The organism is Cupriavidus agavae (genome assembly GCF_004217045.1).
Classification (GTDB): Bacteria; Pseudomonadota; Gammaproteobacteria; order Burkholderiales; family Burkholderiaceae; genus Cupriavidus; species Cupriavidus agavae.
In genome coordinates this window covers 1,420,568-1,445,934 of record NZ_SGXM01000001.1, presented here as the reverse complement: position 1 = coordinate 1,445,934, position 25,367 = coordinate 1,420,568, and the positions used below count along the sequence as shown (strand labels likewise).

The 25,367-nt window shown below is 65.0% G+C and carries 20 protein-coding genes, 2 tRNA genes and 1 pseudogene; 11 read left to right on the top strand and 12 right to left on the bottom strand.

All coding sequences use genetic code 11. The features are described 5' to 3' along the window. Positions 1–12: 12 nt before the first annotated feature. The 4 genes from EV147_RS06535 to EV147_RS06520 form a co-directional block, all read right to left on the bottom strand. Positions 13–1,095 (bottom strand): ABC transporter ATP-binding protein, encoded by a 1,083-nt coding sequence (locus EV147_RS06535; protein WP_130390273.1) that lies wholly within the window; start codon positions 1,093–1,095, stop codon positions 13–15. A 2-nt stretch (positions 1,096–1,097) separates the two neighbouring features. Then, entirely contained in the window at positions 1,098–1,985 is an 888-nt protein-coding gene (locus EV147_RS06530; protein WP_130390272.1) for an ABC transporter permease, read from the bottom strand. 10 nt (positions 1,986–1,995) lie between these two features. Further along, positions 1,996–2,946: an ABC transporter permease gene (locus EV147_RS06525; RefSeq protein WP_130390271.1), complete on the bottom strand. Its 951-nt coding sequence runs from the start codon at positions 2,944–2,946 to the stop codon at positions 1,996–1,998. Between the two features lie 110 nt (positions 2,947–3,056). Next, on the bottom strand, positions 3,057–4,742 hold the full coding sequence (locus tag EV147_RS06520; RefSeq protein WP_130390270.1) for an ABC transporter substrate-binding protein: 1,686 nt from the start codon (positions 4,740–4,742) through the stop codon (positions 3,057–3,059). A 177-nt stretch (positions 4,743–4,919) separates the two neighbouring features. Between EV147_RS06520 and EV147_RS06515 the strand changes: the two genes are divergently transcribed. The 6 genes from EV147_RS06515 to EV147_RS06490 all read left to right on the top strand — a co-directional run bounded on the left by EV147_RS06515 (position 4,920) and on the right by EV147_RS06490 (position 10,879). Then, positions 4,920–6,167 (top strand): Zn-dependent hydrolase, encoded by a 1,248-nt coding sequence (locus EV147_RS06515; RefSeq protein ID WP_130390269.1) that lies wholly within the window; start codon positions 4,920–4,922, stop codon positions 6,165–6,167. A gap of 191 nt (positions 6,168–6,358) precedes the next feature. Further along, a complete protein-coding gene (locus EV147_RS06510) occupies positions 6,359–7,057 on the top strand; it encodes a GntR family transcriptional regulator (RefSeq protein WP_130390268.1) in 699 nt (232 codons plus the stop codon). A gap of 35 nt (positions 7,058–7,092) precedes the next feature. Next, positions 7,093–7,770, top strand: coding sequence for a DUF2848 domain-containing protein (locus EV147_RS06505; RefSeq protein ID WP_130390267.1), 678 nt, complete (start codon positions 7,093–7,095; stop codon positions 7,768–7,770). A gap of 26 nt (positions 7,771–7,796) precedes the next feature. Next, positions 7,797–9,119, top strand: coding sequence for an amidase (locus EV147_RS06500; RefSeq protein ID WP_130390266.1), 1,323 nt, complete (start codon positions 7,797–7,799; stop codon positions 9,117–9,119). Positions 9,120–9,266: 147 nt separating this feature from the next. Beyond that, positions 9,267–10,592, top strand: coding sequence for an MFS transporter (locus EV147_RS06495; protein WP_130390265.1), 1,326 nt, complete (start codon positions 9,267–9,269; stop codon positions 10,590–10,592). Between the two features lie 200 nt (positions 10,593–10,792). After that, positions 10,793–10,879, top strand: a tRNA-Leu gene (locus tag EV147_RS06490). 338 nt (positions 10,880–11,217) lie between these two features. Here EV147_RS06490 and EV147_RS06485 read toward each other — a convergent pair. The 6 genes and pseudogenes from EV147_RS06485 to EV147_RS06460 all read right to left on the bottom strand — a co-directional run bounded on the left by EV147_RS06485 (position 11,218) and on the right by EV147_RS06460 (position 14,385). Beyond that, positions 11,218–11,595 (bottom strand): type II toxin-antitoxin system VapC family toxin, encoded by a 378-nt coding sequence (locus tag EV147_RS06485; protein WP_130390264.1) that lies wholly within the window; start codon positions 11,593–11,595, stop codon positions 11,218–11,220. Further along, entirely contained in the window at positions 11,595–11,831 is a 237-nt protein-coding gene (locus tag EV147_RS06480) for a type II toxin-antitoxin system Phd/YefM family antitoxin (RefSeq protein ID WP_130390263.1), read from the bottom strand. Before EV147_RS06480 ends, EV147_RS06485 begins: the two co-directional genes overlap by 1 nt. Positions 11,832–12,225: 394 nt before the next feature. Beyond that, a complete protein-coding gene (locus EV147_RS06475; RefSeq protein ID WP_130390262.1) occupies positions 12,226–12,846 on the bottom strand; it encodes a hypothetical protein in 621 nt (206 codons plus the stop codon). Between the two features lie 107 nt (positions 12,847–12,953). Then, positions 12,954–13,160: pseudogene (locus EV147_RS26455) on the bottom strand (phage virion morphogenesis protein); the annotation flags it as partial. A 52-nt stretch (positions 13,161–13,212) separates the two neighbouring features. After that, entirely contained in the window at positions 13,213–13,497 is a 285-nt protein-coding gene (locus tag EV147_RS26405) for a phage tail protein (protein ID WP_268907412.1), read from the bottom strand. 24 nt (positions 13,498–13,521) lie between these two features. Further along, on the bottom strand, positions 13,522–14,385 hold the full coding sequence (locus EV147_RS06460) for a GNAT family N-acetyltransferase (protein WP_130390260.1): 864 nt from the start codon (positions 14,383–14,385) through the stop codon (positions 13,522–13,524). A gap of 150 nt (positions 14,386–14,535) precedes the next feature. On the opposite strand from EV147_RS06460, the gene EV147_RS06455 reads away from it, so the two are divergent. The 4 genes from EV147_RS06455 (at position 14,536) to waaC (ending at position 17,594) form a co-directional block, all read left to right on the top strand. Then, positions 14,536–15,612, top strand: a complete 1,077-nt coding sequence (locus EV147_RS06455; protein ID WP_221344634.1) for an acyltransferase family protein — start codon at positions 14,536–14,538, stop codon at positions 15,610–15,612. A 163-nt stretch (positions 15,613–15,775) separates the two neighbouring features. Further along, on the top strand, positions 15,776–16,261 hold the full coding sequence (locus EV147_RS06450; protein WP_130390258.1) for a BRCT domain-containing protein: 486 nt from the start codon (positions 15,776–15,778) through the stop codon (positions 16,259–16,261). A gap of 56 nt (positions 16,262–16,317) precedes the next feature. Beyond that, positions 16,318–16,393 (top strand) — tRNA-Met (locus EV147_RS06445). A gap of 199 nt (positions 16,394–16,592) precedes the next feature. Next, positions 16,593–17,594: a lipopolysaccharide heptosyltransferase I gene (gene waaC / locus EV147_RS06440; protein WP_130390257.1), complete on the top strand. Its 1,002-nt coding sequence runs from the start codon at positions 16,593–16,595 to the stop codon at positions 17,592–17,594. A 27-nt stretch (positions 17,595–17,621) separates the two neighbouring features. On the opposite strand, the gene EV147_RS06435 is transcribed toward waaC, so the two are convergent. Beyond that, positions 17,622–23,858, bottom strand: a complete 6,237-nt coding sequence (locus EV147_RS06435; protein WP_130390256.1) for an autotransporter domain-containing protein — start codon at positions 23,856–23,858, stop codon at positions 17,622–17,624. A 257-nt stretch (positions 23,859–24,115) separates the two neighbouring features. Here EV147_RS06435 and EV147_RS06430 point away from each other — a divergent pair, with 257 nt between their 5' ends. After that, complete coding sequence (locus EV147_RS06430) at positions 24,116–24,454, top strand: VanZ family protein (protein WP_130390255.1); 339 nt, start codon at positions 24,116–24,118, stop codon at positions 24,452–24,454. Here EV147_RS06430 and EV147_RS06425 read toward each other — a convergent pair. Next, positions 24,429–25,286, bottom strand: coding sequence for a 23S rRNA (adenine(2030)-N(6))-methyltransferase RlmJ (locus EV147_RS06425; protein ID WP_130390254.1), 858 nt, complete (start codon positions 25,284–25,286; stop codon positions 24,429–24,431). The genes EV147_RS06430 and EV147_RS06425 overlap by 26 nt on opposite strands. Positions 25,287–25,367: the final 81 nt, after the last annotated feature.

Here is a 25,367-nt window from a genome sequence, read left to right as displayed (position 1 = left end):
TTCTCCGCGAGGTCAGGGCGTGGCGGCGTGCAGGCCGGGAGTCATGCGCCGCAGCGGCAGCGAGTGGCCGCCGTCGGGCATCGCCATCAGGCATGACACCGGATACCCGGCCAGTGCGTCGGTCAGCGCCGGGGCGCGACGCTCGCACACCGGCTCGGCGCGTGCGCAGCGCGGGTGGAAGCTGCAGCCGGGCGGCGGGTTGATCGGGTTTGGCGGATCACCGGCCAGCGGGGCGGCCAGTGTGCGGTGATCGGGGTCCATCGACGGCATCGACGCCAGCAGCGCCCGCGTGTACGGGTGGGCCGGATTGGCGTACACCGATTCGGTTTCACCCACTTCCACCACCTTGCCGAGGTACATCACCATCACGCGGTCGCACAGGTAGCGGATCACGTTAAGGTCATGGCTGATGAAAACGTAGGTCAGGTCGAACTCGGCCTTGAGGTCGAGCAGCAGGTTCAGCACCTGGGCTTCCACGGACTTGTCGAGCGCCGACACCGCCTCGTCGAGGATCACGAGCCGGGGCCGCAGCGACAGCGCCCGCGCAATGTTCACGCGCTGGCGCTGGCCGCCTGACAGTTCGTGCGGATAGCGGCCCGCAAAGCGCTTCGGCTCCAGCCCCACGCGTTCGAGCAGATAGCGGGCCCGCCCGGTGGCTTCCTGCGCCGGCACGCCGTGGACGCGCGGCGTGAACGCAATCGATTCCTCGATCGTCAGGCGCGGGTTCAGCGACGAGTAGCTGTCCTGGAACACCATCTGCACCTGGCTGCGGAACGACTTCATGGGGAGTTGGGCCGAGCCCACGCCCTGCGCGTCGAAGATCAGCTCGCCGCTGTCGTGCGGGGTCAGTTGCATCAGCAGGCGCGCCGTGGTGGACTTGCCGCAGCCGGACTCGCCCACCACGCCCAGCGTCTCGCCCTTGAGCACGTCGAAGCTGACGCCATCGACGGCACGGACCACGCCGCCCTTGCGCAGCGGCACCGGCGACTTCAGCGGGAAATGCTTGACGAGGTTGCGGGCGATGACCAGCGGTTGTGCCGGGCCGCCCACGTCGGGTGCGGCGGCCGGGGGCAGCGGTGCAAGCGTCTCGGTCATGCTCACTCCTTGATTTCCATGGCCGAGCGGATGCCGTCGGCCAGCAGGTTGAACGAGATCGATGTCAGGAAGATCATCGCGCCGGGCAGGGCGGCCACCCACGGCTGGGTGTAGATGGCGGTGCGCAGCGTGTTCAGCATCAGGCCCCACTCGGGCTCGGGCGGCTTGACGCCCAGGCCGAGGAAGGACAGCCCGGACGCCAGGATCATCGACACCGAGATCAGGCTCGTGGCGTAGACGAAAATCGGCCCGAGCACGTTGTTGAGCACGTGGGCGCGCACGATGGTCAGCGACGACGCCCCCGAGGCGCGTGCGGCATCAACGAATTCGCGGTTGCGCACCTGCGTGGTCACGCTCTCGGCCACGCGCACGATCTGCGGAATGAAGACGATGGTCAGCGAGAGCAGCGCGTTGCCGACGCCGGCGCCGAGCGTGCCGGACAACGCGATGGCCAGCAGCACGGACGGGAACGCGTAGAGGATGTCGGTCAGCCGCATGATCACGGTGTTGGTCCAGCCGCCCGCATAGCCGGCCACGATGCCGATGGCGCTGCCGATCACGAAGGCCAGCAGCACCGGGGTGATGCCCATGAACAGCGAGAGCCGGCCGCCGAGCATCAGGCGTGAGAGCATGTCGCGGCCCAGTTCGTCGGTACCCAGCGGGTAGCCTTCGAAGCCGATCGGCTTGAGCCGCTTGAGGATGGACGAAGCGTACGGATCGGCCGGCATCAGCATTGGCGCGAAGATCGCCAGCACGATCAGCGTCAGCAGGACCAGCGCGGCCAGCATCGCCAGCCTGTTGCGCAGCAGGCGTCGGCCAACCGTGCTCCAGTAGCCGGGCGAGCGCTCGACCGGCAGCGGGGCCAGGGCCTTGTTCAGCGTCATTTCCATGGCAGGCTCCTCAGTGGCGTTGGATGCGCGGGTCGAACAGCGTCTGCAGCGCGTCGACCACCAGGTTCAGCAGCACGAAGAACACGGCCAGGATCAGGATCGTGCCCTGCAGCAGCGGGAAGTCGCGCTGGAAGATCGCCGAGTTCAGCAGGAAGCCGGTGCCGGGCCACGAGAACACCGTCTCGATCAGGATCGACCCGCCCAGCAGGTAGCCGAGCTGCAGGCCCATCACCGACAGCGCCGTGGGCGCCACGTTCTTCACCACGTGGCGGAAGACCGCCATGTCCGACAGGCCCCGGGCGCGCAGGCCCACGATGAACTCGTTGGACAGGATCTCGGCCACGAGCGCACGGATGGTGCGGGCGACGATGCCCATCGGGATCACCGACATCGTCACGGCCGGCAGGATCAGGTACTGGATGTGCTCCCAGTCCCACGACCAGTCGCCCGAGCCGCCCGGCCCGGCACCGGTGGCCGGCAGCCAGCCCAGGATGACCGAGAACGCGATCACCAGCACCATGCCGAGCCAGTAGTGCGGAATGCTGACGCCGAGCACCGACACGAACGACGCCAGCCGGTCCGACACCGAGTCGCGCATGTAGCCAGCCACGAAGCCGAACAGGCAGCCGAACGTGAAGCCGATCAGCGTGGCCACGGCGGCCAGCCGGATCGAGTTGATCACGGCCTTGGACACCTCGGCCATCACCGGGCGGTTCGTCGCAATCGAGGTGCCGAGATCGCCGTGCAGCGCGCGGCTGAACCAGTGGATGAATTGCTCCAGGAACGGCTTGTCGAAGCCGTACAGCGCGGTCAGTTGCTGGCGCAGTTCCTCGGAGGCATCCGGTGGCAGCACCGAAACCAGCGGATCGCCGGGTGCGATATGCACCAGCGAGAAGCAGAGCAGGGCGACCCCAAGCAGGATGGGCAACGCATACACGATGCGGCGGAGCAGGTAGGTCATGGGCGGTGGCCGGCTGTGGGGTTGTAGATTCGGAGCGATGACGATTGCAGCAAGCTCCCCTCTCCCGTATAGCGGGAGAGGGGAGCAAACCATCGGGAGCAGAATCCCCCTCAATCCATCGACATCGTCGCAATGTCGATGAACCAGCTCTGGGGCTGCACCACGCCCTTGACCTTCTTCGAGATCGCCCGCGGGCCCACGTCGTGGGCGATCAGCACGAACGGCGACTCCTCGACGATGCGGGCATGCAGCCGGGCCAGCGCGGCGTCGCGGTCCTTCTCCCCGAACGAGGTGCGGGCCGTCTCGATCAGCTTGTCGAACTCGGCGTTGCCGAAGAACCCCCAGTTGTTCGAAACCGGCGGCTGGGTCTTGGTGCTGACGAAGCGGACCATCGCAAAGAACGGGTCCATCGCCGCAAAGCTCACGTTGATGGCGTTGGCGCCGTGCGCGCTGGCGTCCTTGGCGCCGATGCGCCAGTTCGTGAACAGCGTGTTCCATTCGACCACGTCGAAATCCACGTCGAAGAAGCACTCCTTGAGGTTCTGCTGCACGTACTCGTTCATTGGCAGCGGCTGCATCTGGCCCGAGCCCGACGCCGAGACCTGCACCTTGACCTTGACCGGCTTGGCCGCCGAGTAGCCGGCGTCGGCCATCAGCTTCCTGGCGGCGGCGGGGTCGTACTTGATGTCGAACTTCGGATTGCCCCACCACGGGTTGCCGGCCTCGACAATGCCGCGGGCCTCGGCCATGTATCCGCCCAGCAGCGTCTTCAGCCCCGCGCGGTTCACGCAGAGGTTGGCGGCCTGGCGCACGCGCTTGTCGAGCCACGGGGAATTCGGGGCGAACGACAACTGCCACGGCCACATATGGGGCTGGGCGTTGGCGTAGACTTCGAAGCCACGGCTCTTGATCTGCGCGACGGCATCGGGGGCGGGCGCCTCGATCCAGTCAACCTGGCCCGACAGCAGCGCGGCGGTGCGGGCATTGGCCTCGGGCATCGGCAACATCACGACCTTGTCGATCTTCGGCACGCGCTTCGCATCCCAGTAGGCCGGATTCTTCGCCAGTTCCAGGCGCTCGCGCGGCACGAAGCGCGTCATCTTGAACGGACCCGTGCCGGAGGCGTCGGCGGCAAACGCCACCCACGCCTGCTTGCTGCGCTCGGCGGCGTCGGTCACCGAGGCGGGCACCGCAGCGAACTTCTTTTCCCATTGCGTGGGCGACGCCATGAACAGGTTCGAGACGTTGTACGGCAGGAACGAGTCCGGCTCGGACGTGACCAGTTCTACGGTCAGGTCATCGATCTTTTTCGCGCTGCGCAGCGTGGGCATGCGCGAGGCCGTCACACCAACCTGGCTCGCGTCGAACTGCTTCGCCGTCTTGTCGAGCACCTTGCCGACGTTCCAGACCACGGCGTCCGCGTTGAACGCCGAGCCGTCGTGGAACTTCACGCCGGGACGCAGCCTGAAGGTCCACTTCGTCTTGTCCTTGTCATCGACCTTCCACTCGGTAGCCAGGTCGGGAATCAGCAGGCTCGGGCCGTTGCCCTTGGACAGATCCCACTGCGTGAGGCCGTCGTACATCGGAATGCCGGTGAAGCGGTTGCCCTCGAAGCCCTGGTCGGGCTGGCCGAGCGTGCGCGGGATGTCGGCGGCGGTCATGCCGATGCGCAAGACCTTTTCGGCCATCGCGGCGCCGGGCAGGACGAGCAGCGACAGCGCGACGGCAGCCGGGACGGAACGGACGGCGGCAGAGAATCCTTTGGCTTGGGAAGGCGTGGAGTGGGACACAGGCATGGCTCCGTAGTGATGGGGAAACGTCCGGCATGGACGTCTGCATGGGGCTGCGTTCGGTCTAGCAAGTGATGTGCCAGTGGCCATGCACCCATCGCGGGCGCAACGGTGCGCGGCAAACGTGTGGTCTGCTTCTTGCTCGATAGCGGCTCGACCTTCTCCGACCCGGACGACTCACACATGGATTCGCAATTCACTCCCCGCATCAATGGCGCCCGCCTGTGGCAATCGCTGATGGACCTCGGCGCGATCGGCGCCACGCCGAAGGGCGGCGTCTGCCGCATCGCGCTGACCGACGAAGACCGCCAGGGCCGCGGCCTCGTGGTGCAGTGGTGCCGCGAGGCCGGGCTCGACGTACGCGTGGACGAGATCGGCAACGTGTTCGCGCGCCGCGCCGGCACGGACCCCGACGCGCGGGCCGTGGCCACCGGCAGCCACATCGATACGCAGCCCTCGGGCGGCAAGTTCGACGGCAACTTCGGCGTGCTGGCCGGGCTCGAAGTCATGCGCACACTGAATGACCTCGGTATCGCCACGCGCGCGCCGCTGGAGGTGGCGTTCTGGACCAACGAGGAGGGCACGCGCTTCACGCCGGTGATGATGGGTTCAGGCGTCTTCGCGGGCGTGTTCGATGCGGAGGAAGCCCGCGGGCAGCAGGACCGCGACGGCATCAGCGTGGGCGACGCGCTGGCGTCCATCGGCTACCTCGGCGCCCATCCCGCGGGCGACGTGCCGGGCGGCATGTACGCGGCCTACTTCGAGGCCCACATCGAGCAGGGCCCTGTGCTGGAAGCCGCGCGCCTGCCGATCGGCGTGGTTTCCGGTGCGCTGGGCCAGCAGTGGTACGACGTGACCGTGCTCGGCCAGGACGCTCACGCCGGCCCCACGCCGCTGGCCTTGCGCCACGACGCGCTGCTGGCCTCGGCCCGCATGATCGAGGCCGTGAACCGCATCGCCCGTGACGAGGCGCCGCATGGGCGTGGCACGGTGGGCTTTGTCGAGGTCACGCCGAACTCGCGCAACGTGATTCCGGGACGCGTGGATTTCTCGGTGGACTTCCGCAACCTGGCCCAGGCCGGGCTGGACCGCATGGACGCGGCGATGCGGGCGGCCTTCGGCGGCATCGCCGATATGGCAGGCGTGACCGTCGAGATCCGCCAGGTGGTCAAGTTCGAACCGTGCATCTTCGACGCGGCTTGCGTGGACAGCGTGCGCCGCGCCGCCACCCGGCTGGACCTGCCGCATATGGACGTGGTCAGCGGCGCGGGCCACGACGCGGTGTACGTTGCCGGGCGCGCGCCCGCGGGCATGATCTTCGTGCCTTGCAAGGATGGCATCAGCCACAACGAACTGGAGGATGCGCTGCCCGAGCATATCGAGGCCGGGGCCAACGTTTTGCTGCTGGCCATGCTGGAGCATGCGGGATAGCAAAGCCGCCGTCCCGCCAGCCACTGCACCACGATGGCATCACATTGCACCAATGGTATCGGGCGCGCGGTGCACGCTCCGGGGCGGTGCGGGGGCCCATTCCCCGCGTTTACCCTAAGCCATTTCCCGTTGCCCTCAGTGAAATATCACACTAGTATCACTGCAACTTCAAACATCGCTGAAGGCAGTACATGGCGAATCCCATCCGACTGGTCGGCACGGCCGATCCCGCACCGGCACCGCTGACCCCCGCCCAGAGCGGCGCGGCCCTGCGCGAGCAGGCATATACCGAGATCAAGCGCCGCATCATTTCCTGCGAGTTCCGCCCGGGGGAGCCGCTGATCGAGGCGCAGGTGGCAACGTTGCTGGGGTTGGGCCGTACACCCGTGCACCAGGCGCTGCACCGGCTGGAGGTGGAAGGGCTGGTGTCGATCCTGCCGCGCAAGGGCGTGCTGGTGACGCCGCTGTCGCTGAACGAGGTGCTGGACATGATCGAGGTGCGGGCCACCAACGAGGTGCTGTGCGCCACGCTGGCCTGCGAGCGCGGACACGACAGCGACTTCAAGGCGATGCGCGACATCGTGGACCGCTCGCCGGACCTGATCGCCCGCCGCGACATCCCCGCGCTGGCCTCGCTCGACCTGAAATTCCACACCGCCATGTCCGCCGCCTCGCGCAACCGCGTTCTGGCGGAACTACTACGTGGCCTGCACGAGAAACAGGCGCGCTTCTGGTTCCTCTCGCTGTCCGATCCGCAGCACCTGGAGAACGTGTACCAGGAGCACCTGGAGATCGTCGACGCCCTTGAACGGCGCGACATCCCGGCCGTGCGGGATTCCATCCGCGAACACATCGACGAATTCCGGAAAAACATCATCCGGACCCTCTGACCGAACTTTTACCCTCCGTAACAAGGTAGCAAGCCATGCCGACACTGCAACTCCAGGTAGCCGGCGGGGGCGCACTCGCCCTCGACATCGAACGACTGATCATTGCCGGCTGGACCGGCCGGGACAAGGACGCTGTCCAGCACCATATCGACGAGCTGAAGGCCATCGGCGTGAAGCCGCCCGCCACGGTGCCCACGTTCTACCCGCTGGCCGCCCAGCTGCTGACGACCGACGACGTGCTCGAAGTGCCGCGCGACGACTCGTCTGGCGAAACCGAGTTCGTGCTGCTGCAGGGCGAGGACGCGCTCTACATCGGCATCGGCTCGGACCATACCGACCGCAAGGTGGAAGCCTATGACGTGACCGTCTCCAAGCAGATGTGCGCCAAGCCGATGAGCCGCGAAGTCTGGCGTTTCGACGAGGTGGCCGATCACTGGGACGCGCTGGACATGCGCTGCTGGCGCGTGCGCGACGGCCAGCGCGCGCTGTATCAGGAAGGCAAGGTCACGCGCCTGCTGGACCCGCGTGACCTGATCGAACGCCTGACCGGCGAAGCAAAGCTGCCGGCCGGCACGGCCATGTTCTGCGGCACCCAGGCCGTGATCGGCGAGATGGGCCACGGCGAATCGTTCGAAGTGGAACTGCACGACCCGGTACGCAACCGCAGCCTGCGCCACGCCTACCGCGTGGAAACGCTGGCCGTCGCCGAGTAAGACAACCCCGAGAGCAGAGGAAGACGATGACAGCCCCGACCATTGCCGAACTCGCCGCCGCGCTCGCGGCTGGCCGTACCACCAGCGTGGCCCTGACCGAGCAGGCGCTGGCCAATATCGAACGCCATCAGCAGGCCGGCGGCACCGCCTTCCTGAGCGTGGATGCCGCCGGCGCGCTGGCGCAGGCCCGCGCCGCCGACCAGACCCGCGCGGCCGGGTTGGTGGCCTCGCCGCTGGCCGGCCTGCCGGTGTCGGTCAAGGACCTGTTCGACGTGCGCGGCCAGGTGACGCGCGCTGGCTCGAAGGCCCTCGACGGCAACGCGCCGGCGCAGGCCGACGCGCCTGCCGTGGCCCGCCTGCGCGCTGCCGGTGCCGTGCTGATCGGCCGCACGAACATGAGCGAGTTCGCGTTCTCGGGGCTGGGCTTCAACCCGCATTACGGTACGCCGCGCGCACCATTCGACGCGGAGCGCATCAGCGGCGGCTCTACCTCGGGCGGCGCTGTCAGCGTGGCCGAAGAGATGGCGGTGGCCACGCTCGGCACCGATACTGGCGGCTCGATCCGCATCCCGTCGGCGTTCTGCGGCCTGACCGGCTTCAAGCCCACCGCCAGCCGCGTGCCGCTCGACGGCGCCGTGCCGCTCTCGACCTCGCTCGACTCGGCCGGCCCGCTGGCGCGCTCGGTGGCGTGCTGTGCGGCGGTGGACGCCGTGCTGAGCGGCGAGACGCTCGACACGCGCCCCGCGCCGTTGCGCGGCCTGCGCCTGTACGTGACGCGCGATTTCGTGTTCGACGGCATCGACGCCGAGGTCGGCCAGGCCTTCGAGGCCACGGTGGCACGCCTGTCGGCCCAGGGCGCGCAGATCATCGAGTTCAGCTTTGCCGAACTGCGCCGCCTGCCCGAGATCAATGCTGCCGGCGGCCTGACCGCGGCCGAGGCGTGGACGTGGCACCGCGAGTTGCTGCAAAGCAAGGGTGACCAGTACGACCAGCGCGTGGCGCAGCGCATCCGGCGTGGCGAGAAGCTGTCGGCCACTGACTACATCGTCCTGCTGGCCGAGCGCCGCGCCATGCAGCAACGCGCCGCCGACCTGCTGCGCGATGCCGATGCCTGGCTCATGCCGAGCGTGGCCGTGCGTCCGCCACGCCTCGACGCGCTGACCCGAGACGAAGACTTCTTCGCCATCAACGGCCTGGTGCTGCGCAACCCGAGCGTCATCAACTTCCTCGACGGCTGCGCCACCTCGCTGCCAATGGGGGAGGGCATGGGGCTGGGCGTGTGTGGCCTGCGCGGCAGCGATGCCCGCGTGCTGCAGGTGTCCGCAGCCATCGAGGCCGCGCTCGGCTGATCGCGGCCGGCTTGCCAGAACCCGGATTCCCGTATCCGACAGGGCGGATTCACGCCGCCCGCCGCCTGCGCCAGCACAGCGCAAGAGCGTAGAGGGCCTCGCCAACGCAGCGGGGCCCCGCCCACCACACCCAAGGAGTACTTACCGATGTCTTCCGTGATGACCGGCGCCCCGGGCGCCTTCGACGGCCTGCCGCCCGCCGAACTGGCCCAGCAGCGCAGCGAGGCGTACCGCAAGATCACCGTCCGCCTGATCCCGTTTCTCGTCTTCCTGTTCATCCTGGCCTGGATCGACCGCGTCAACGTGGGCTTCGCCAAGCTCCAGATGCTGCAGGACCTGCAGTTCAGCGAGGCCGTCTACGGCCTGGGTGCGGGGATTTTCTTCATCGGCTATTTCCTGTTCGAAGTGCCGAGCAACCTGCTGCTCGAAAAAATCGGCGCCCGCAAGACCCTGGCCCGGATCACGATCCTCTGGGGCCTGGCGTCGATGGCGATGATCTTCGTCAAGACGCCGATGCAGTTCTATACGCTGCGCTTCATGCTCGGCATCTTCGAGGCCGGCTTCTTCCCGGGCGTGGTGCTTTACCTGACCTACTGGTTCCCGGCCGCCCGGCGCGCCCGCATCAACGGCCTGTTCATGACCTCGTTTGCCATCGCCGGCGTGGTCGGCGGCCCGCTGGCCGGCTTCATCATGAGCGTGATGGACGGCGTGGACGGGCTGACCAACTGGCAATGGCTGTTCGTGATCGAGGGCATCCCCTCGGTGCTGGCCGGCTTCGCCGTGCTGGCCTTCCTGCCGGAAAAGCCCGTCAACGCCAAATGGCTCAGCGCCCGCGAGCAGGCCATCGTCACGGCCGACGTGGACGCCGAGGCGCGCGACCCCTCCAAGCATGCCCACCTGAAGGACGCCTTCACCAATTCCCGCGTCTGGATCTGCGCCGCGATCTATTTCTGCGTGGTCAGCGGCAACGCCACCATTGCGTTCTGGTCGCCGTCGATCATCAAGGAGCTGGGCGTCCACGGCAACCTGCAGATCGGCCTGATCTCGGCCATCCCGTTCGTGGCCGGCACCATCGCCATGGTGCTCAACGGCATCCACTCGGACCGCACCGGCGAACGCCGCATGCACTGCGCCATCGCCACCCTGATCGCCGCCGTGGGCCTGACCCTGACCGGCTTCTGGCTGCACAGCGCGGTACTGGCCCTGGTGGCCCTGACCATCGCCTCGATCGGCATCCTGGCCGCCTTCCCGGTGTTCTGGTCGCTGCCCTCGGCCTTCCTGACCGGCACCGCCGCGGCGGGCGGCATCGCCCTGATCAACTCGATCGGCAACCTGGCCGGCTTCGTGGCGCCGTACACGATTGGCTGGTTCAAGTCGAACACCGGCCAGCTGTCGTCGGGCCTGTACTTCGTGGCCGCCCTGGAAGCCTGCGCCACCGTGCTGGTCATCGCCTTCATCCGCACCCGCAAGTAACCCCGGCGCGGCATCCGCAGGACGGGCAGGGGACTGGATTCCCTGTTCGCCTTGCGATACAATCCGCTTCCTCATTACGCCGCAGGCTGCACAACGCCCCGCGGCACGGACCGGCTTCCGGCGCTACAGGCGCCACAAGCAAGCAAAGGCGGGCAGTTCCAGCCGCCTTTTTTGCTTTCCCGAAGCCGCTCCCAAGGACCGCGAGGGTGGCGAAATTGGTAGACGCACCAGGTTTAGGTCCTGACGCCAGCAATGGTGTAGGGGTTCGAGTCCCCTCCCTCGCACCACCACCTATTTTGTGACGAATACACAACACGTCACTATCTCCCACTAAACACCCTTAACCCCAGTCCCCACAAGGCTTAGCGGGCGATCCGCCGTCCACATTGGACCACTTTCGGACTATATAATCACCCCGCGCTCCCCGAATTTTCCCCGCGAACTCCCCGCGTTAAGGGCATCCAGCGGCCATACACGCGGGCGATCATCGTCCAGTCAGCGCGTCCCATCTGCTTTACAACCCGCATCGGGTGTCGAGGACGTCCTGACCTACGGTGCCGTCGCCCTCGATGCTCAGGACGGTGACTACGACCTCGCGCGGCGCCGGGCTGATGGTGGACATCGGTTACGCCCGGATCACCAGATCGGAGTATTTCCAGACGTGTTCGTCGGCTGACAACAGCCGCAACGGCTCCGTGATGGCTTGGGCCACCAACAAACGGTCGAACGGATCGCGATGATGGTAGGGCAGGCTGCGAACCGTCGCAGCATGCGCACTCGTTACGGGCAATTCACGGAAGCCCGCTGCGCCGATCTCCGCGACCAGTTCGTCAACGTCGCCCTCGATCTTGTCGAGCCCCGCCTTGATGGAGATCTCCCAGATCGTTGCCGCACTGACGTAAACCTCGCGGGCATCGACGATCAGCTGCTGAGCCTTCTTGCTCAGCTTCGGGTCATCTGAAACGGCCCAGAGAAAGATATGGGTATCGAGCAGAATACGCATTACCGCCCTTCAAATGCCGCCAGCAAGTCGTCGGGGAGCGGGGCGTCGAAGTCGTCTGCGATGCGCATCTTTCCCTTCAGCCCGCCCAGGCGCCGCGGCGTCTGCGGCGTGGCGAACGGCACCATGCGCACCATCGGTTTGCCCGCCTTCGCGATGACAACCTCTTGGCCTTCGGCCACAGCCTCGATGAGGCGTGAGAGGTTCGTTTTGGCCTCGTGAATGTTCACCGTTTGCATACGCTCTCCTTCTGGGTTTTCAGCTAGTTTATCTAGTTTAGCTTAGTTTAGTCCGAAGTCCTGTGCAAGCTGCGGAGAGCGATGAGGGAGCATTGTCAAAATGCAAACTGGACGGCGGAGTCTGATAGGAAGCCTACGGCTCCTCACTTCCCGCCTTCATCACTTACTGTCGAGGCAGTCAGATGTGCTATCCAGCATCTTCACCCCCGCAGAGGAACGCGGCTGCGGCCACGCGACGACGATCGATACGATTGCCGCAGCGTTTCAGGCGCTGGGGAAGCATCTGGAGTTTCGGGTCAGTTGATCCCTGTTTCGAGGGAACTACGCAACATGCGAAAGGAGCGACCCCAAGCAGGGGGGCGCTTCTTTTTTCGTCACCCCTCGATCGTTATCTTCACGTTCTCGGGCGATACGCCGAAGGCTTCTGCCAAACGCCGCTTTGCTCGGAAATGGTCAACGGCACGGCCGGCTGTTCTGCCGGACGCTCTGCGTGGCCGTCTACCAATTGCAGGGCATCGTCGCCGCCTTCGTCGTCGAAGCCGTTCGCCGTGGGTGCCTGGAGATCGGCAAAGGGAATCACCGCGATGGGCGGATACTTGTTGCCAATGCCTCCGCCGACGCAGCTCGGCGGCTCGTGCGCACCATCCGGTGTATAGAGTCCCAACCAGACCCCGCGACCGACCGGGATCGAGTGCCCTGCGGCTATCCGCGCCGCGTAGGTGCGGTCGAATCGGTCACGCACCTCATTGGCGTCAAACAGGTGAATGCGTGCGGCGCGCGGCGAAGCTGGATCATCCCCGGATGCCACCACCACCATGTCAACATCGGCTAGCTTGCTCCAGCCGTTGTCCATCTCGTTGCGGGGAAAAGCGATCAACTGGTCTTGCGTAATGCGGATCGAGCAGAGTTTCGACTTCCCCCCTCGCGTGATCCGCCGCACGCTGCCCTTGCCAAGGCCCCGCGCCTTTTCTACGAGCCAACCGTCCTTGCGCAACGCCTCCTCTCGGGTGCTCATCCACCCCGACATCAGTTCCCCCAACCGCCCCACATCCCCCCGAATCCCAGCAGCTCCCGCCGCGCATATTCGACCTCCAACCCACCACCGGCGGTTCACCCGATCCCTCAGCCCGCAGGGGTGACTACCGCCATCCTCCGCACGCTCCCAGCAAACTCGACCACAGCGCTATCCGGCCCGGCCTGCACTCGCATGTTTTTCGTGGTCGGCAGCTTGGCGAACATCTTTCGCCTGAGGCGCCCGGGCGGAGGTCGTAGCTGCGGCTTGCGGGGCTCGAAGGGCGTGCCGTCCGGATTGCGTTGCTGGGTGATCCAGCCGGACTGGCGGCGATGTCTTCGAGGTCGGCGTTCACGAGGTGGGGAGCTTCTAGCCGGTGGGGTCGTCGTAGGGGTTGGGCGACTCGGTGGCGTGGGTGATGGAGTAGCGGTTCGCCTCGACCTTGACGATGACGCGTTCGGTCAGGGGCAGGCGTATGAGCAGGTGGACGCGGTCGCGGTTCAAGACGTCCGTTTCGACCTGTGGTCGATGCTCAGGCCAGCGAGGACGGACGATATCGTGGGTTCGCGACCGTTGTGGGCGGCGATAGCGCGGACGATGGCGCCGGAGGTCTGGTCGCGGTACGTCTGTTCCTTGCGGGTGGCCAGGCCCCACAGAGGGTTCCGATGTCAGGCAAGGCTAAAAGGCATCGAAGTCCAGGAAGCTAAAGAGAATCTCTTCAGGGTGTAGTCGGTCGCCCGGTGTCACCAGATTCCGGTAGACCAAGCGAAGCGGTGATGGTCGCATTTTTTTCGGCACCTCCAAAGCGAAACGATGCCGAACCGTCCCCTTCGGCGCCATGCCGAGAACTACAGCCGGGCCGATACGGCTAGAAGTCCCAGTCAACGACTTCCCTACCGGAATGCCGCGACGAGGGATGATGGCGCGAGACCGGATTATCGGCATCGACGACTTTCCTTCGACGGTAATGCTATCGCGAGTGGCCGCGACAATCCTGAGCGGGTTGTTGGGATTGGACAACCGCCATTGCAGCGTCTCTTCCGTCCAGTCCTGGTGCAATTGGGCTCGTTCTGTAGCCCACATCATGTCCAGCTTATGCGAGATGAACTCCACATGTGCGTCTAGTCCTGCGACATTCTGGAAGCCGAGTTTTTGCTCGTAGGCACGATAGGTCTGGGCATTTGCGACACCCAGCACCGCGGCGTGCCCTCGTTCGGCGGCCAATTCAATTGTCCGGCGTACGAGTTCAATAAACAGACCTTTGCCCCTCGCTCGAGGGGCGGTGGCGACGTTGAGAAGCAAGATCGCGGTTTCCGGTTTTCCATGCAGGACGATCTGCTGCGGGATGGCTACCACGTGTCCAGTCAAGCCTTCAGTGTCCCAGGCATTGAACCCTACCGCAGCGCCGACAGGGTTCTTCCAGTACAGCCAATTGAGGTAGTCGCGAGAGTAAAGCGTAGCGCCGGGAAATGCTGCGGCCATCAGTCCGAGAATGGGCTCGATATCGCACTCTTCCGGGATTCGAAACTGAAACTCAGACATTTTTCCTCTATTTTGCTCTTTTCGTTACAAAAGATGAATATATCAGGGTTCAACCATTGCTTGGAACGGGTAGATACCCCCCAAAAGACCTGTGGCACGAGTCCGAGCCGCGTGTAATATCGCGGCACAAAAAACGAGCTCCACAGACAAATGGGCCTATTCAGACTCTTTCTGGCGGTTGCGGTACTTTTCTCACACACCGGGAACCTAGGGGGCATAAAGCTCATAGACGCTGGTGCTGCCGTGTATTGTTTCTTCATCCTCTCCGGCTTTTATATCGCGATGGGGCTGAACGAACGCTATGTCGGACCGGGTGCGAACCGGGCGTTCTATGCCGGGCGTTTTCTCAGATTGTGGCCAACCTACGCAGCCTCCATTCTGATCCTGGTACCCACTGGCATTGTGGCAAGCGTGTTTGAACAGGCCCTCAAGCTTCCTACCGTCATGGGTGCTTTGACGCTGTTCTCCAACACCTTCATCATTGGCCTCGACCTGTTGGCGCATGTAAGCAACGTGGACGGCCGGATGGTGTTTTCAGAATTTGGTGTAGACAAGCAACACAATGGCGCGTCGCTTATCTTGAACGTGCCGGCGTGGACACTCGCCTTTGAGTGCCTGTTCTACGCCGCGGCACCTTACGTCGTTCGCAATTTCAAGCGGTCGCTCGCGTTTATGTTAGTTGGTCTTGTCTACTGGCTCTCACTTAGATTCTTCGCCCCTGCAGACATTTCGCTTCGTTACCGGGTAGATATGTACTACCCATATGCCATGCTTTTCTTTGGGCTAGGCATCCTGTCGTACTGGATGCATCGCGTCGGCGATATCCGAAATCCTAGACATTGGACACTGTTTCTTGTCATAGCCGGCAGTTTATGGGTGGCAAGCCCTCAGCCGTACACCCTCCTATACGTGGCCACTGCAGCGCTCGCGGGCATACTCTTCGAAGCAACCAAAAATAGCCGACTGGACAAGTTCTTTGGGGATCTCTCCTTCCCGGTTTACATCTTCCAGATTCCGGTCGGGACGTTAGTGCGATGGTCCGGGATGGTCGAACCCACGCCTCTGCTCTATGTTGCGGCAACGTTTGTCGCAGCCACTGCTGCGATATACCTCATCGAACTGCCGATCGAGATCATGCGCAAGCGACTCACGCAGCGAATGATAGGGTGCAGCGAAAAGCCGACGACAGCCTCATTGCCGAAGGGTGGTCCGACGTTGCCGGCCTGAAACCATCTATACCGGTCCTAGGGCAGTTGATGAGGCGGGAGAAGCTTGCCTAAAATTGCAGTCGTTTCTCTCGAACTTCATTCTGGCGCCATGTACGCCAACTCCCCGTAGACATCCTTGGTCGCCCCCTTTCCACTGGGCCGCAGCATGCCCGAGAAAGGCTATGAATCTGCATTTCCTGTATCGAAACGCGAAAGGCGAAACCAAACACTACGAGGTCGCAAACTGGGTGGAGGCCGGCTACTACGTTAGCGGGTTCTGCTTGGCGGCGCGGGCTCTCCGAACCTTCAGAAAGGATCGGGTTATCGAGTATCTGCGTGGCGGATACGCGTTGCTTGCCGAGCCCTATATGCCGGCCCCTCCGAAGATTGCGCGAGCACGGACGTCAGGTTTCGACCGTAATCTGCCTCAGATTACCTTTACGGGGTTCGCCCAAGAACACCGCTCAGATCTGGAGCGAAGGGCGGGTGTGGCCGGCCTCCGCGTCGTCCAATCGGTCACCCAGTCCCTGACGTTCCTTTGCACTGGACCCAACGCGGGTCCGAAAAAAGTGGCGAAGGCCAGGGATCAGCGCGTGTATATCCTCACGGAATGGCAACTATCTGCTCTGCTCGAGACCGGCGAATTACCCGACGACTACTGGGATTGACGGTTGCGCATCAAACTTTCCTACCATTCCTTCCCCAATCCGGGTATAGTTCGCCCCGCGGAGTGGAGCAGTTGGCAGCTCGTCGGGCTCATAACCCGAAGGTCGCAGGTTCAAGTCCTGCCTCCGCAACCAGATTCGAAAGCCCGCCGGTCAGCCGTGCGGGCTTTTTTGTTTGTGCGCCGCGTTGGCGGACGATCGCCGCTGGAATCGTATTTTCTTTGGTTCCGCGTCTGGTTTGACCCACCTCACAAACTCCCCGATTCGCGGCATCCCCGCCCGCCGCTTTCTGTAGATTCCCCCGCATTCCCTTCCGCCGCACACGCTTCAGGAAATGCATCGCAGCCGCAGTCTCGTCAGCAAGCCCGCACAGGACGTCCTGATTGTCCGCACGTCTTCCATGGGCGATCTCATTCACACCTTGCCCGCCATTTCCGATCTTCAGGTGCATCGGCCGGAGCTTCGTATCAGTTGGATGGCGGAGGAGGGGTTTGCCGAGATTCCCCGCCTGCATGCCGGGATCAGCGATGTGTTGCCGATGGCCTGGCGGCGGTGGCGGAAGTCGCTGGCGAGTCGGGCGACTTGGCGGGAACTCGGGCAATTCCGGCGGCGGCTGCAGACTACACCGTGGTCGCTGGTGCTCGACTGCCAGGGATTGCTGAAAAGCGCGGTCTTTGCGTCGCTCGCCAGGGCGCCGGTCATTGGCTATGACCGCAGAAGTGCCCGGGAAGCGGCGGCCTGTCTGTTCTACAGCGAGGTGCATCCGGTGAGCCGGGAGTTGTCCGCCGTGGAGCGGAACCGGCGGCTGTTTGCGGAGACGTTCGGTTATCAGGTGGAGGGTGCGCCGGTTTTCGGGCTCAGGGCGGGGTTGCTGCCGGCCTGGTTGCGCACGGGGCGTTATGCCGTGCTGTTGCACGCCACCAGTCGGGCGTCGAAGGAGTGGCCGGAGGCGAACTGGGTTGCGCTGGGCAATCGGCTCCATGCCGTGCAAGGGCTGGCGGCCGTGTTGCCCTGGGGGAACGAGGCCGAAAAGGCGCGTGCCGTTCGGCTGGCGCGCGCGATCCCGGAGGCCATCGTGGCGCCGCGCATCGGGCTTCACGATGCAGCCCGCCTGATCGGGAATGCGTCCGCTGTCGTCGGCGTGGACACTGGCCTGACGCATATGGCGAATGCGCTGGACGTGCCGCTGGTTGCCGTCTACACCGATACGGACGCCGCCCGGACCGGTGTCGTGGAGACGCCCCGGGCCGTCAATCTGGGCGGAGCCGGCCAGTGTCCGACGCCGGATGGCGTCTGGCAGGCCCTTTGCGGCGTCCAGCCGCCGGCCGGTGTGTGACGCCCCCGGCCAGCAACTTCTTCTGAATCAGAACCTCGTCCGCAGCGTGGCCTGCACCGTCTGACTGTTCGCCCCGCCGCCGAACTGGCCTGCCAGCGAGAAGCTCAGCGTCGTATTCTTCTTAATTTTGGCATCGAGGCCAAGTTCGATCAGCGCTGCATTGCGGGCGACAGGCACCGCGGCGATCACGAACGGGGTGCCGCCGCGGAAGGCGAGGGTGGAGGTGGGCACCACGTCGCCAAACGCATGTTGCCAGCCGAGGGTGCCGCGTACCGTGCCTTGCAGGCTGCCAAGGTTGACCGCTCGGGCGCCACGCACGCCAACCGTCCCGAACGTGGTGCTGGTGGTCTCGCTATCGCCGATCAGGGCCGAGACACCGCCGGTCTCGTCGAACGACTCGTTGTGCAGATTGACGTAGGCGACGCCCAGGAACGGTTCGAGCGTTCCCTGGCTGAAAGTCAGCTGGTAGCCGAAGTCGCCGAAGACTTGCATCGTCCGGCCATCGTATCCGCTCTTGTGGTGCTCGTTGAAGCCGGGGAAGGTGGGCGAGCGATCGGTGTCGATCTCGTGCCACGTGAAGCTCGATCCCAGCCGCAGGCCCAGGCGGTCGCGCTGGGTGCCGCCGTAGATGCCTACGTGGTAGCTGTCGGTATCGGCCGACGAACTGCGGTCATTGGCCTTGAACGTGCCGTGGCTGTAGCCGGCCAGCGCACCCACACGCCAGGTGTCGAAGACGTTGACGTCCGTGCCGATCAGCATGCCGCCCGTGTTGGCCTTGAGCTCGGCGGCGTTGCCGTCGCTGTCGGTGGTGCCCCAGTCGCCGAACACGCGGACCCAGCCTACCGGTTGCCAGCGTCCGGCCGTGCAGGTATCGGCGGTGCCGGGGGTGGGGCGCGGGGTGCCGGCCTCGATGCCGGGGCCCACGTCGGGCGAGCAGCCAGCCTGGCGGATACGGGCCACCGCGGTGTCGCGTACCTGCCGGCTGTCGTTGAGCAGGCCGGTCTTCAGCGAGGCGTGGATCTCGCCGGACAACTGGTTCAGGCCCAGGCGCACGTCGGCGTCGTTGTCGATGCTGTTCAGGGCCACCTTGATCGGGCTGTCGTCGGGCAGGGAGTTGGCGCCGGCCGCCGTGGCGATCTCGTTCGGGGTGACGGCGGCGTCGGTGAAGTCTCGCACCCGCACCGTTTCCAGGTAGGCGTTGAAGGCGTCATAGACACCCACGAGTTTGTAGAAGCCGGAAAGCAGGTCGCCGGTCAGCGAGAACGTGCCAGTCAGGCCCCCGGTCGTGCTCAGCACCGTGTATCGGGTAGTGCGGGTGAGGGCGCCGGCGCCGGCCCTGTTCACGTTGAGCACCGCGCCGGGTTCGAGCGTCGCCGTGCCGTCCACCTGGACCAGGTCCGAGGCGTTGCTGTCGACGTCCACCTCGGCCTGGTAGGTCGCGCCGGCCGCCTGCGAGTACGCGCCCTTGACCTGGAGGGTGCCGATCGAATTGCCGGGCGCCATGGTGCCGCCGGCCAGGACAGAGGTGCCGCCCACCGCGCCACTGCCGGCCAGCGTGGCGCCGCTCTGCACGGTCATGGCCGAGTTCGCCAGGGAGCCGTTCACGCTCAGCATGCCGGCCGCGACGGTCGTGGGTCCGGAAAGCGTGCCGTTGCCCGTGAGATTCAGCGCGCCAGCGCCGGTCTTTGTGAAGTGGCCGGTACCGTGGATGGCGGCGGCGAAGGTTGCATCCGCGGGTTGGTCGATGGTCAGCGCGCCGTTGTTCACGACGTCGCCGGTGCCGAGGCTGGCCGCCGAGGCGTACACGCCGCCGGCCGAGATCGTGGTGCCCCCTGCATAGGTGTTCGTGTCGCCCAGGATCAGCGTGCCGCCGCCCGTTTTCAACAGGGCGCCGGCGCCGCTGATCGTGCCGGAAAGCGTCCGGTCGGCGGCATTGTTAATGGTCAGTACCGTGTCGGCGGACGAACCCAGCGTGATCTTGCCGGCACCGGACAAGTCGTTGGCGGTCTGGCTGAAGTCGTTCAGCGCGAGCGTGGTGCCCTCGGCCAGCGTGACCGCGCGGCTGCTGGCGAAGCCGTCGGCCGCGCCCATCGACAGGGTGCCCTCGTTGACGAGGGTCGGGCCGGTGTAGGTGTTGGCCGCCGACAGCATCAGGGTGCCGGCGCCGTTCTTGGTGAGCGTGGTGCCGTCCCAGCCGGTGGCCGAAGCGGCCTGGTCGGCCAGTACCACGTCGACGTTGAACAGGTCCCCGGCATTGCCGAGCGTGAACGAGCCGTCGCCGGTCTCGGCGCCGGAGCGCCAGGTCAGGCCGAGGCCGGCGATGTAGCTGAGGTTGTCCTCGCTCTTGCGGGCGTCCAGCAGCAGGTAGTCAAGCCCGGTGGCGGCGCCGCCGAAGTTCTTCGAGGTGAACTCGCCCGTGATGCCGCCGGTGGTCTCAAGCAGCGTGAAACGGGTACCGGTCAGGCCGGAAGCCGTGTTCGGTCCGCTCGGCGCGAAACCGACAATATAGAGTGCGCCGTCGATCGTGGCGCTCCCGGCCGCGACGACCGGCTGGTTCGAGCCGAGCACCACGCCCAACGTGGTGCCGGAGGCCATGTCGAAGCCGTTCGTTACGTTCAGGCGGGCATCGCCGGTGACCAGGGTGGCGGCGCCCGTCGCCGTGGTCAGGCTGTCGGCCTGGAACACGCCGGTCTGGTTGAAGACCAGCGCGCCGGCTTCCACCGATACCGCGCCCTGCGCGCCCGGCGATGTCAGCATGGCCGTGCCGGTGCCGGTCTTGGTCAGGCTGCCGGCGCCCGCGAACACGTTGGTCAGCACGCCGCTGCTGGCAAAGTCGAGCCGCACCGCGGCGTTGTTCGTCACGGTACCGGTGCCGAAGGCGCCACCACCGGCACCAACCAGTGTGCCGCTGCTGTTTGTGATGCCACCGGTAAAGGTGCTGGCACCCGAGAGCGTCAGCGTGCCGTCGCCGGTCTTGGTCAGGCTGCCGGCGCCGTGGATGGTGCCCCTGAATGTGGTGTCGGTGGCATTGACGGTGGTCAAAACAGTGTCCGCCGAACTGCCGAGTTCGATGGTGCCGGCGCCAGACAGTGCATGGACGGTTTGGTCGAAATCGCCAAGCGCCAGAGTCGAGCCGGTGTTGATCGTCACGGATTCGCTCGTGGCAATCGCGTCGGCGATTCCCATCGTCAGCGTGCCGCCGTTGACCACGGTGGCGCCGGTGTAGGTGTTGGCGGCGGAGAGCACCAGGTTGCCGGCGCCGTTCTTGTTCAGCGTGGTGCCGGACCAGCCGGTGCCCGATGCCTCCTGGTCGGACAGCACGAGGTCGACGTTGAAACGCTCGCTCGCGCCGGTCAGCGTGAAGTTGCCGTTGCCCACCGTGGGGCCGCCGAACCAGGTCAGGGCCAGGCCGATGCTGTAGCTCAACTGGTCCTCGCTCTTGGCGCCTGACACGATCAGGAAGTCCAGCGCGCTGGAGGCGCCGCCGAGGTTCAGCGACGAGAAATCGCCCGTGATGCCGTCGGTGGTCTCCAACACGTTGAACTGGGTGCCGATCAGCTCGGAGGCGGTGTCCGGCGCCGGTGAGGTGAAGCCGGTGATGTTCAGACTGCCGTCGATGGTGGCGCTCTTGGCGGTGATTACCGGGAGATTGTCGGCAAATTCCACATTGAGCGTGGCGCCTGAAGCCTGCGTGAATGTGTCGGTCACCGCCAGCTGGCTGTGGCCGAGCAGGGATGTGGTGGCGCCCGAGGCGGTGCTGTGGGCGCCGGTGTTGAACACGCCGGTCTGGCCAAAACGGAGCTCGCCCGCCGTGACGGTGGTCGATCCCTGTGTGCCGGTGCTGGTCAGCGTGGTCACGCCGGAGCCGGTCTTGGTCAGGCCGCCGGTGCCGGAGATCGTGTTGACCAATGCGCTGTTGGCAGCAAAGTCCAGGTTCAGCGCGCCGTTGTTGACAATGGCACCGGTGCCGAACGCGCCGGCGTTGGTGCCGGTCAACTGTCCGGCGCTGATTGTGGTGCCGCCGGTATAGGTATTGATGCCCGACAACGTGAGGGTGCCCGTGCCAGTCTTGACCAGGCTGCCGCCGCCAGACATCTTGCCGCTGAATGCACTGGCGCTGCTGTTGGCGGCGGTCAGCGTCGTGCTGGCCTGCGTGCCGAGGTTGATCGTGCCGGAGCCCGACAGGTTGTTGGCCGTCTGGGAGAGGTTGTTGCTCATGTCGAACGTGCCATCCACCGTCATCGCGCTGCTCTGCGCGAAGGCATTGGCTTGTAGCGTGCTTGCTAGCGTTGCGCCGGTGGCGATGCGGGTGGTGCCGGTGTAGGCGTTGGCGTCTCCGCCCAGGGTCAGCGTGCCGCTCTGCACGTCGAGCCCGCCGTTGCCGACCACGCTGGGCGATATCTGGAGCGTCTTGCCGGCATCGATTGCCGCGGCCACGGTGCCGTCGAGTGTCAGGCGGTTGTTGGCGGCCAAGGTGCCAGAGCCGGTCAGCCGGCTGCCGCCCTGGAAGTGGATGTTTGGCGACTCCAGCGTGAAAGTGCCGCCGTCGATGGTCACCGTGCCTTTGTCCTCGATCGTGACGGCGTGGGCGTTCAACTGAGCCTGGTCTCCGCCCCTCAAGGTGCCGGCGGTACCGTTTGCGCCTGCCGTGACGATGAAATCGCCGGCGTCCGTGGTGCCATATTTCACGCTGTCGGCCAGGGTGAAGTACCCGCCCGATACCGTGGTGTCGATGGCGATGTTCGAGTCATAGAGCGATGTGGCGCCTTTGTCGCCATAGAAGATGACTTCGCCTTCTCCAACCTTGATCAAATGGGCCTTGGACGAGGACCGCGACGCAATGGGGTCGCGAAAGCGGATCTGGTGGCCCGCCGCCGCGTCGAGCTCCAGGGTGCCGCCCGAGCCGAGCATGATGGCGTTGGGCGTTCCCGTTCCCGAGATGGGCAGGCGCTCTTCATCGAACTGCACTCCCTGGCGGTTGCCCCGGAATTCGATGTCGCCGGAGTGCGCGTCGAGCACGATCCGGCCGGACTGCAGGTAGATCGCGCCGCCGTAGGTAGACGCCATGTTGTCCAGGAAGCGCGTGCCGGAGTGAAACTGCAACAGCGCGGCCGAACTGTCGTAGTAGATCGCGCCGCCATAGCCGCCGCCGGAACCGCTGCCGACCTTGGCCGCGTAATTGTTCTGGAACAGCGCCGGGCCGTCGAAAATGTACTGGTAGTTATAGGACGCTCCATTGCCATAGGCGCTCAGCGCGCCGCCGTAGGCACTGCCCCCTGCGCCCGTAGAGACGATGTAGTTGCCATCGAACACGACCGAATTGTTGAAATGCACCACCGAGGCCCCCGATCCAGGGCTGGTGTAGCCGATGTTGACCGCGCCGCCCCGGGGGTTGTTGGTGCCGGTCAGACCCGACACGACATGGTTGCCGGTGAACGTGGTGGGCCCGTTGAACGTCAGTGTCGAGGCGCCGCCCCAGATGTCCACCGCGCCGCCAAACGCATCGGTGGCGTAGTTGCCGGTGAAGGTGGTCTTGCCGTTGAAGGTAATGTTGCCGGCCGCCTCGTACATGGCGATGGCGCCGCCGTAGTTTTCGGTGTGGTTGTTGATGAAGTTGTAGTCGCCATTGAACGTCATGGTGCCGGCGTAGATGGACATGATGCCGCCACCGTCGCCGTAGGTCTTGTTGTTCGAGAACGTCACACCGTTCTCGCCGGTGCCGGCGTTTACCTCGACGGCAAGCCGGTTGCCGCTGGTCATCTCGAACACGCTGGCATAGGCGCCGTTCAGGCCGTCGAACCTGACGTTGTTCAGCGAGATCTTTACCGTGCCGGTCTGTGCGCTGCCAAAATCGAAGACCGACCGGTTTGCCACGCCGGAATCACTGATCGTGATATTCGACAGCGAGATGTCGGTGCCGGCCTTGGCCGAACCCGAGAAATTGAACAGGCTATTGCTGCCGCGCCGCACGGTATGGCCCTGGCCATCGAGAGAAAATGGCAGTGGCGATGAGGAGGTCAAATTGACCACGGTATTCCAGTTGGCGTCGGCCCCCATTGCGAACTGATAACTGCTGGAAGACCAGTGCGGCGTGCCCGCGGTACTGCCGATAATGTAGGTGCCAATATCAGTGCCGGCGGGAATGACGGTCTGCGCCCGTGCCGCCGAAGCCACGTAGACCGGGGCGATTCCCAGTACCGTCATGGCGCAGATCGTCCCGGTGACCGGGAGTTGTTTCCAGATGGCGCTGATGTGATTGGACATGATTTCCTCTGGCTCGGATTTCAGTGTCAGTCGGTTTCTCCGGGCGAAAATATCCAGTTTGCTAATTGTTAATGCGGAGAGATAAATGTCCGGGAGAATCAGGTCGAGTGTAGGCGGAGAGACAAATTAATCCAGTGACGGATTAACTTCGGAGATATTCATATAATCCGATGCAGTGTCTGCCCTTGCATGGCAGCGCGGGGTGCAGTGCGCGCCGTGTAGGATGTGGGAATTGCCATCCACCTAGCGGATTTCTGATGCGCCTTCCGTCGCCCTCCCGGTTCCGAGTGCTGTTCTGCGTCTGCGCGGCCACCGTGCTGGTGCTCTCGCTGCTGCCGCCCGAAGTGCCGGGGCCCACCACGGGCTGGGACAAGTCCAACCACGTATTGGCTTTCGGGGTGTTGACGGCGCTCGCGGCACGCGCATGGCCGGGCCGGCCGTGGCCGGTGGTCGCGGGTTTGCTGGGATACGGGGGACTGATCGAGGTACTGCAGGCGCTCACCAGCTATCGGGAAGCGTCATGGTTCGATCTGTGCGCCGATGCCGTGGGCATCGGCGTGGGGATGTTGCTCAGTTATCGAGTGATTCGAGCGTGAACGTGGCGCCGCCGTCTTGACCTAGCATTTCTACGAGTTTGGGCATCGCCTCTTCGAGTGCGGCTTTCAGCGTCCAGGGCGGGTTGACGATGAACATGCCGCTGCCGTGCAGCCCGAGCCCGCCTTCGACCGGATGCCGGACCGTCAGCGTCACGTGCAGCCAGCTCTTGAGCGGCAGACGGGTCAGTTGAAACGGCAATTGCGTCGATTCCCGACGCTGCACCTGCGGATACCAGATCGCATACATGCCCGTGGCAAACCGCTCCAGACCTGCCTTGAGCGTGTCGAGCGTGCGCGCGTAATCCTGCTTGTCCTCATACGAGGGATCGATCAGTACCAGCGCCCGGCGCGGCGGGGGCGGCAGGATCGCCTTGATGCCGTTGAAGCCGTCGCCGTCGTACAGCATGACCTTGCGGCCGGCACCCCGGAAGTTGTCGCGCAGCACCTGGATTTCGGTGCTGTGCAACTCGAACAGGCGCAGGCGGTCCGGCTCGCGCAGCATCTGCCAGGCCAGCCACGGCGAGCCGGGATAGTGCTTCAGCGTGCCGTCCTGGTTCAGCTCGCGTACCTGGTCCAGATAGGCTTCGAGCAACTCCGGCAATGCCTGCCCGGCCTGCGCGGCGCGCCAGAGCGGTCCGATGCCGGTCTCGAATTCGGACTTCTTCTGCGCGTAGGCATGATCCAGCGCATAAAGGCCGGCGCCCGCATGGGTGTCGACGTACCAGAACGGCTTGTCCTTTTGTGTCAGATAGTCCAGCAACTGGACGACGACGGCGTGCTTGAGGACATCGGCATGGTTGCCGGCATGGAAGGCGTGACGATAGCTGAGCATGGCAGGGTATGACGGCGCGCAAACAATGGCCAGACAAGGCTTGCCGGGGCGGTTTGCGGGAAGGGCGCTATGCTACCATCC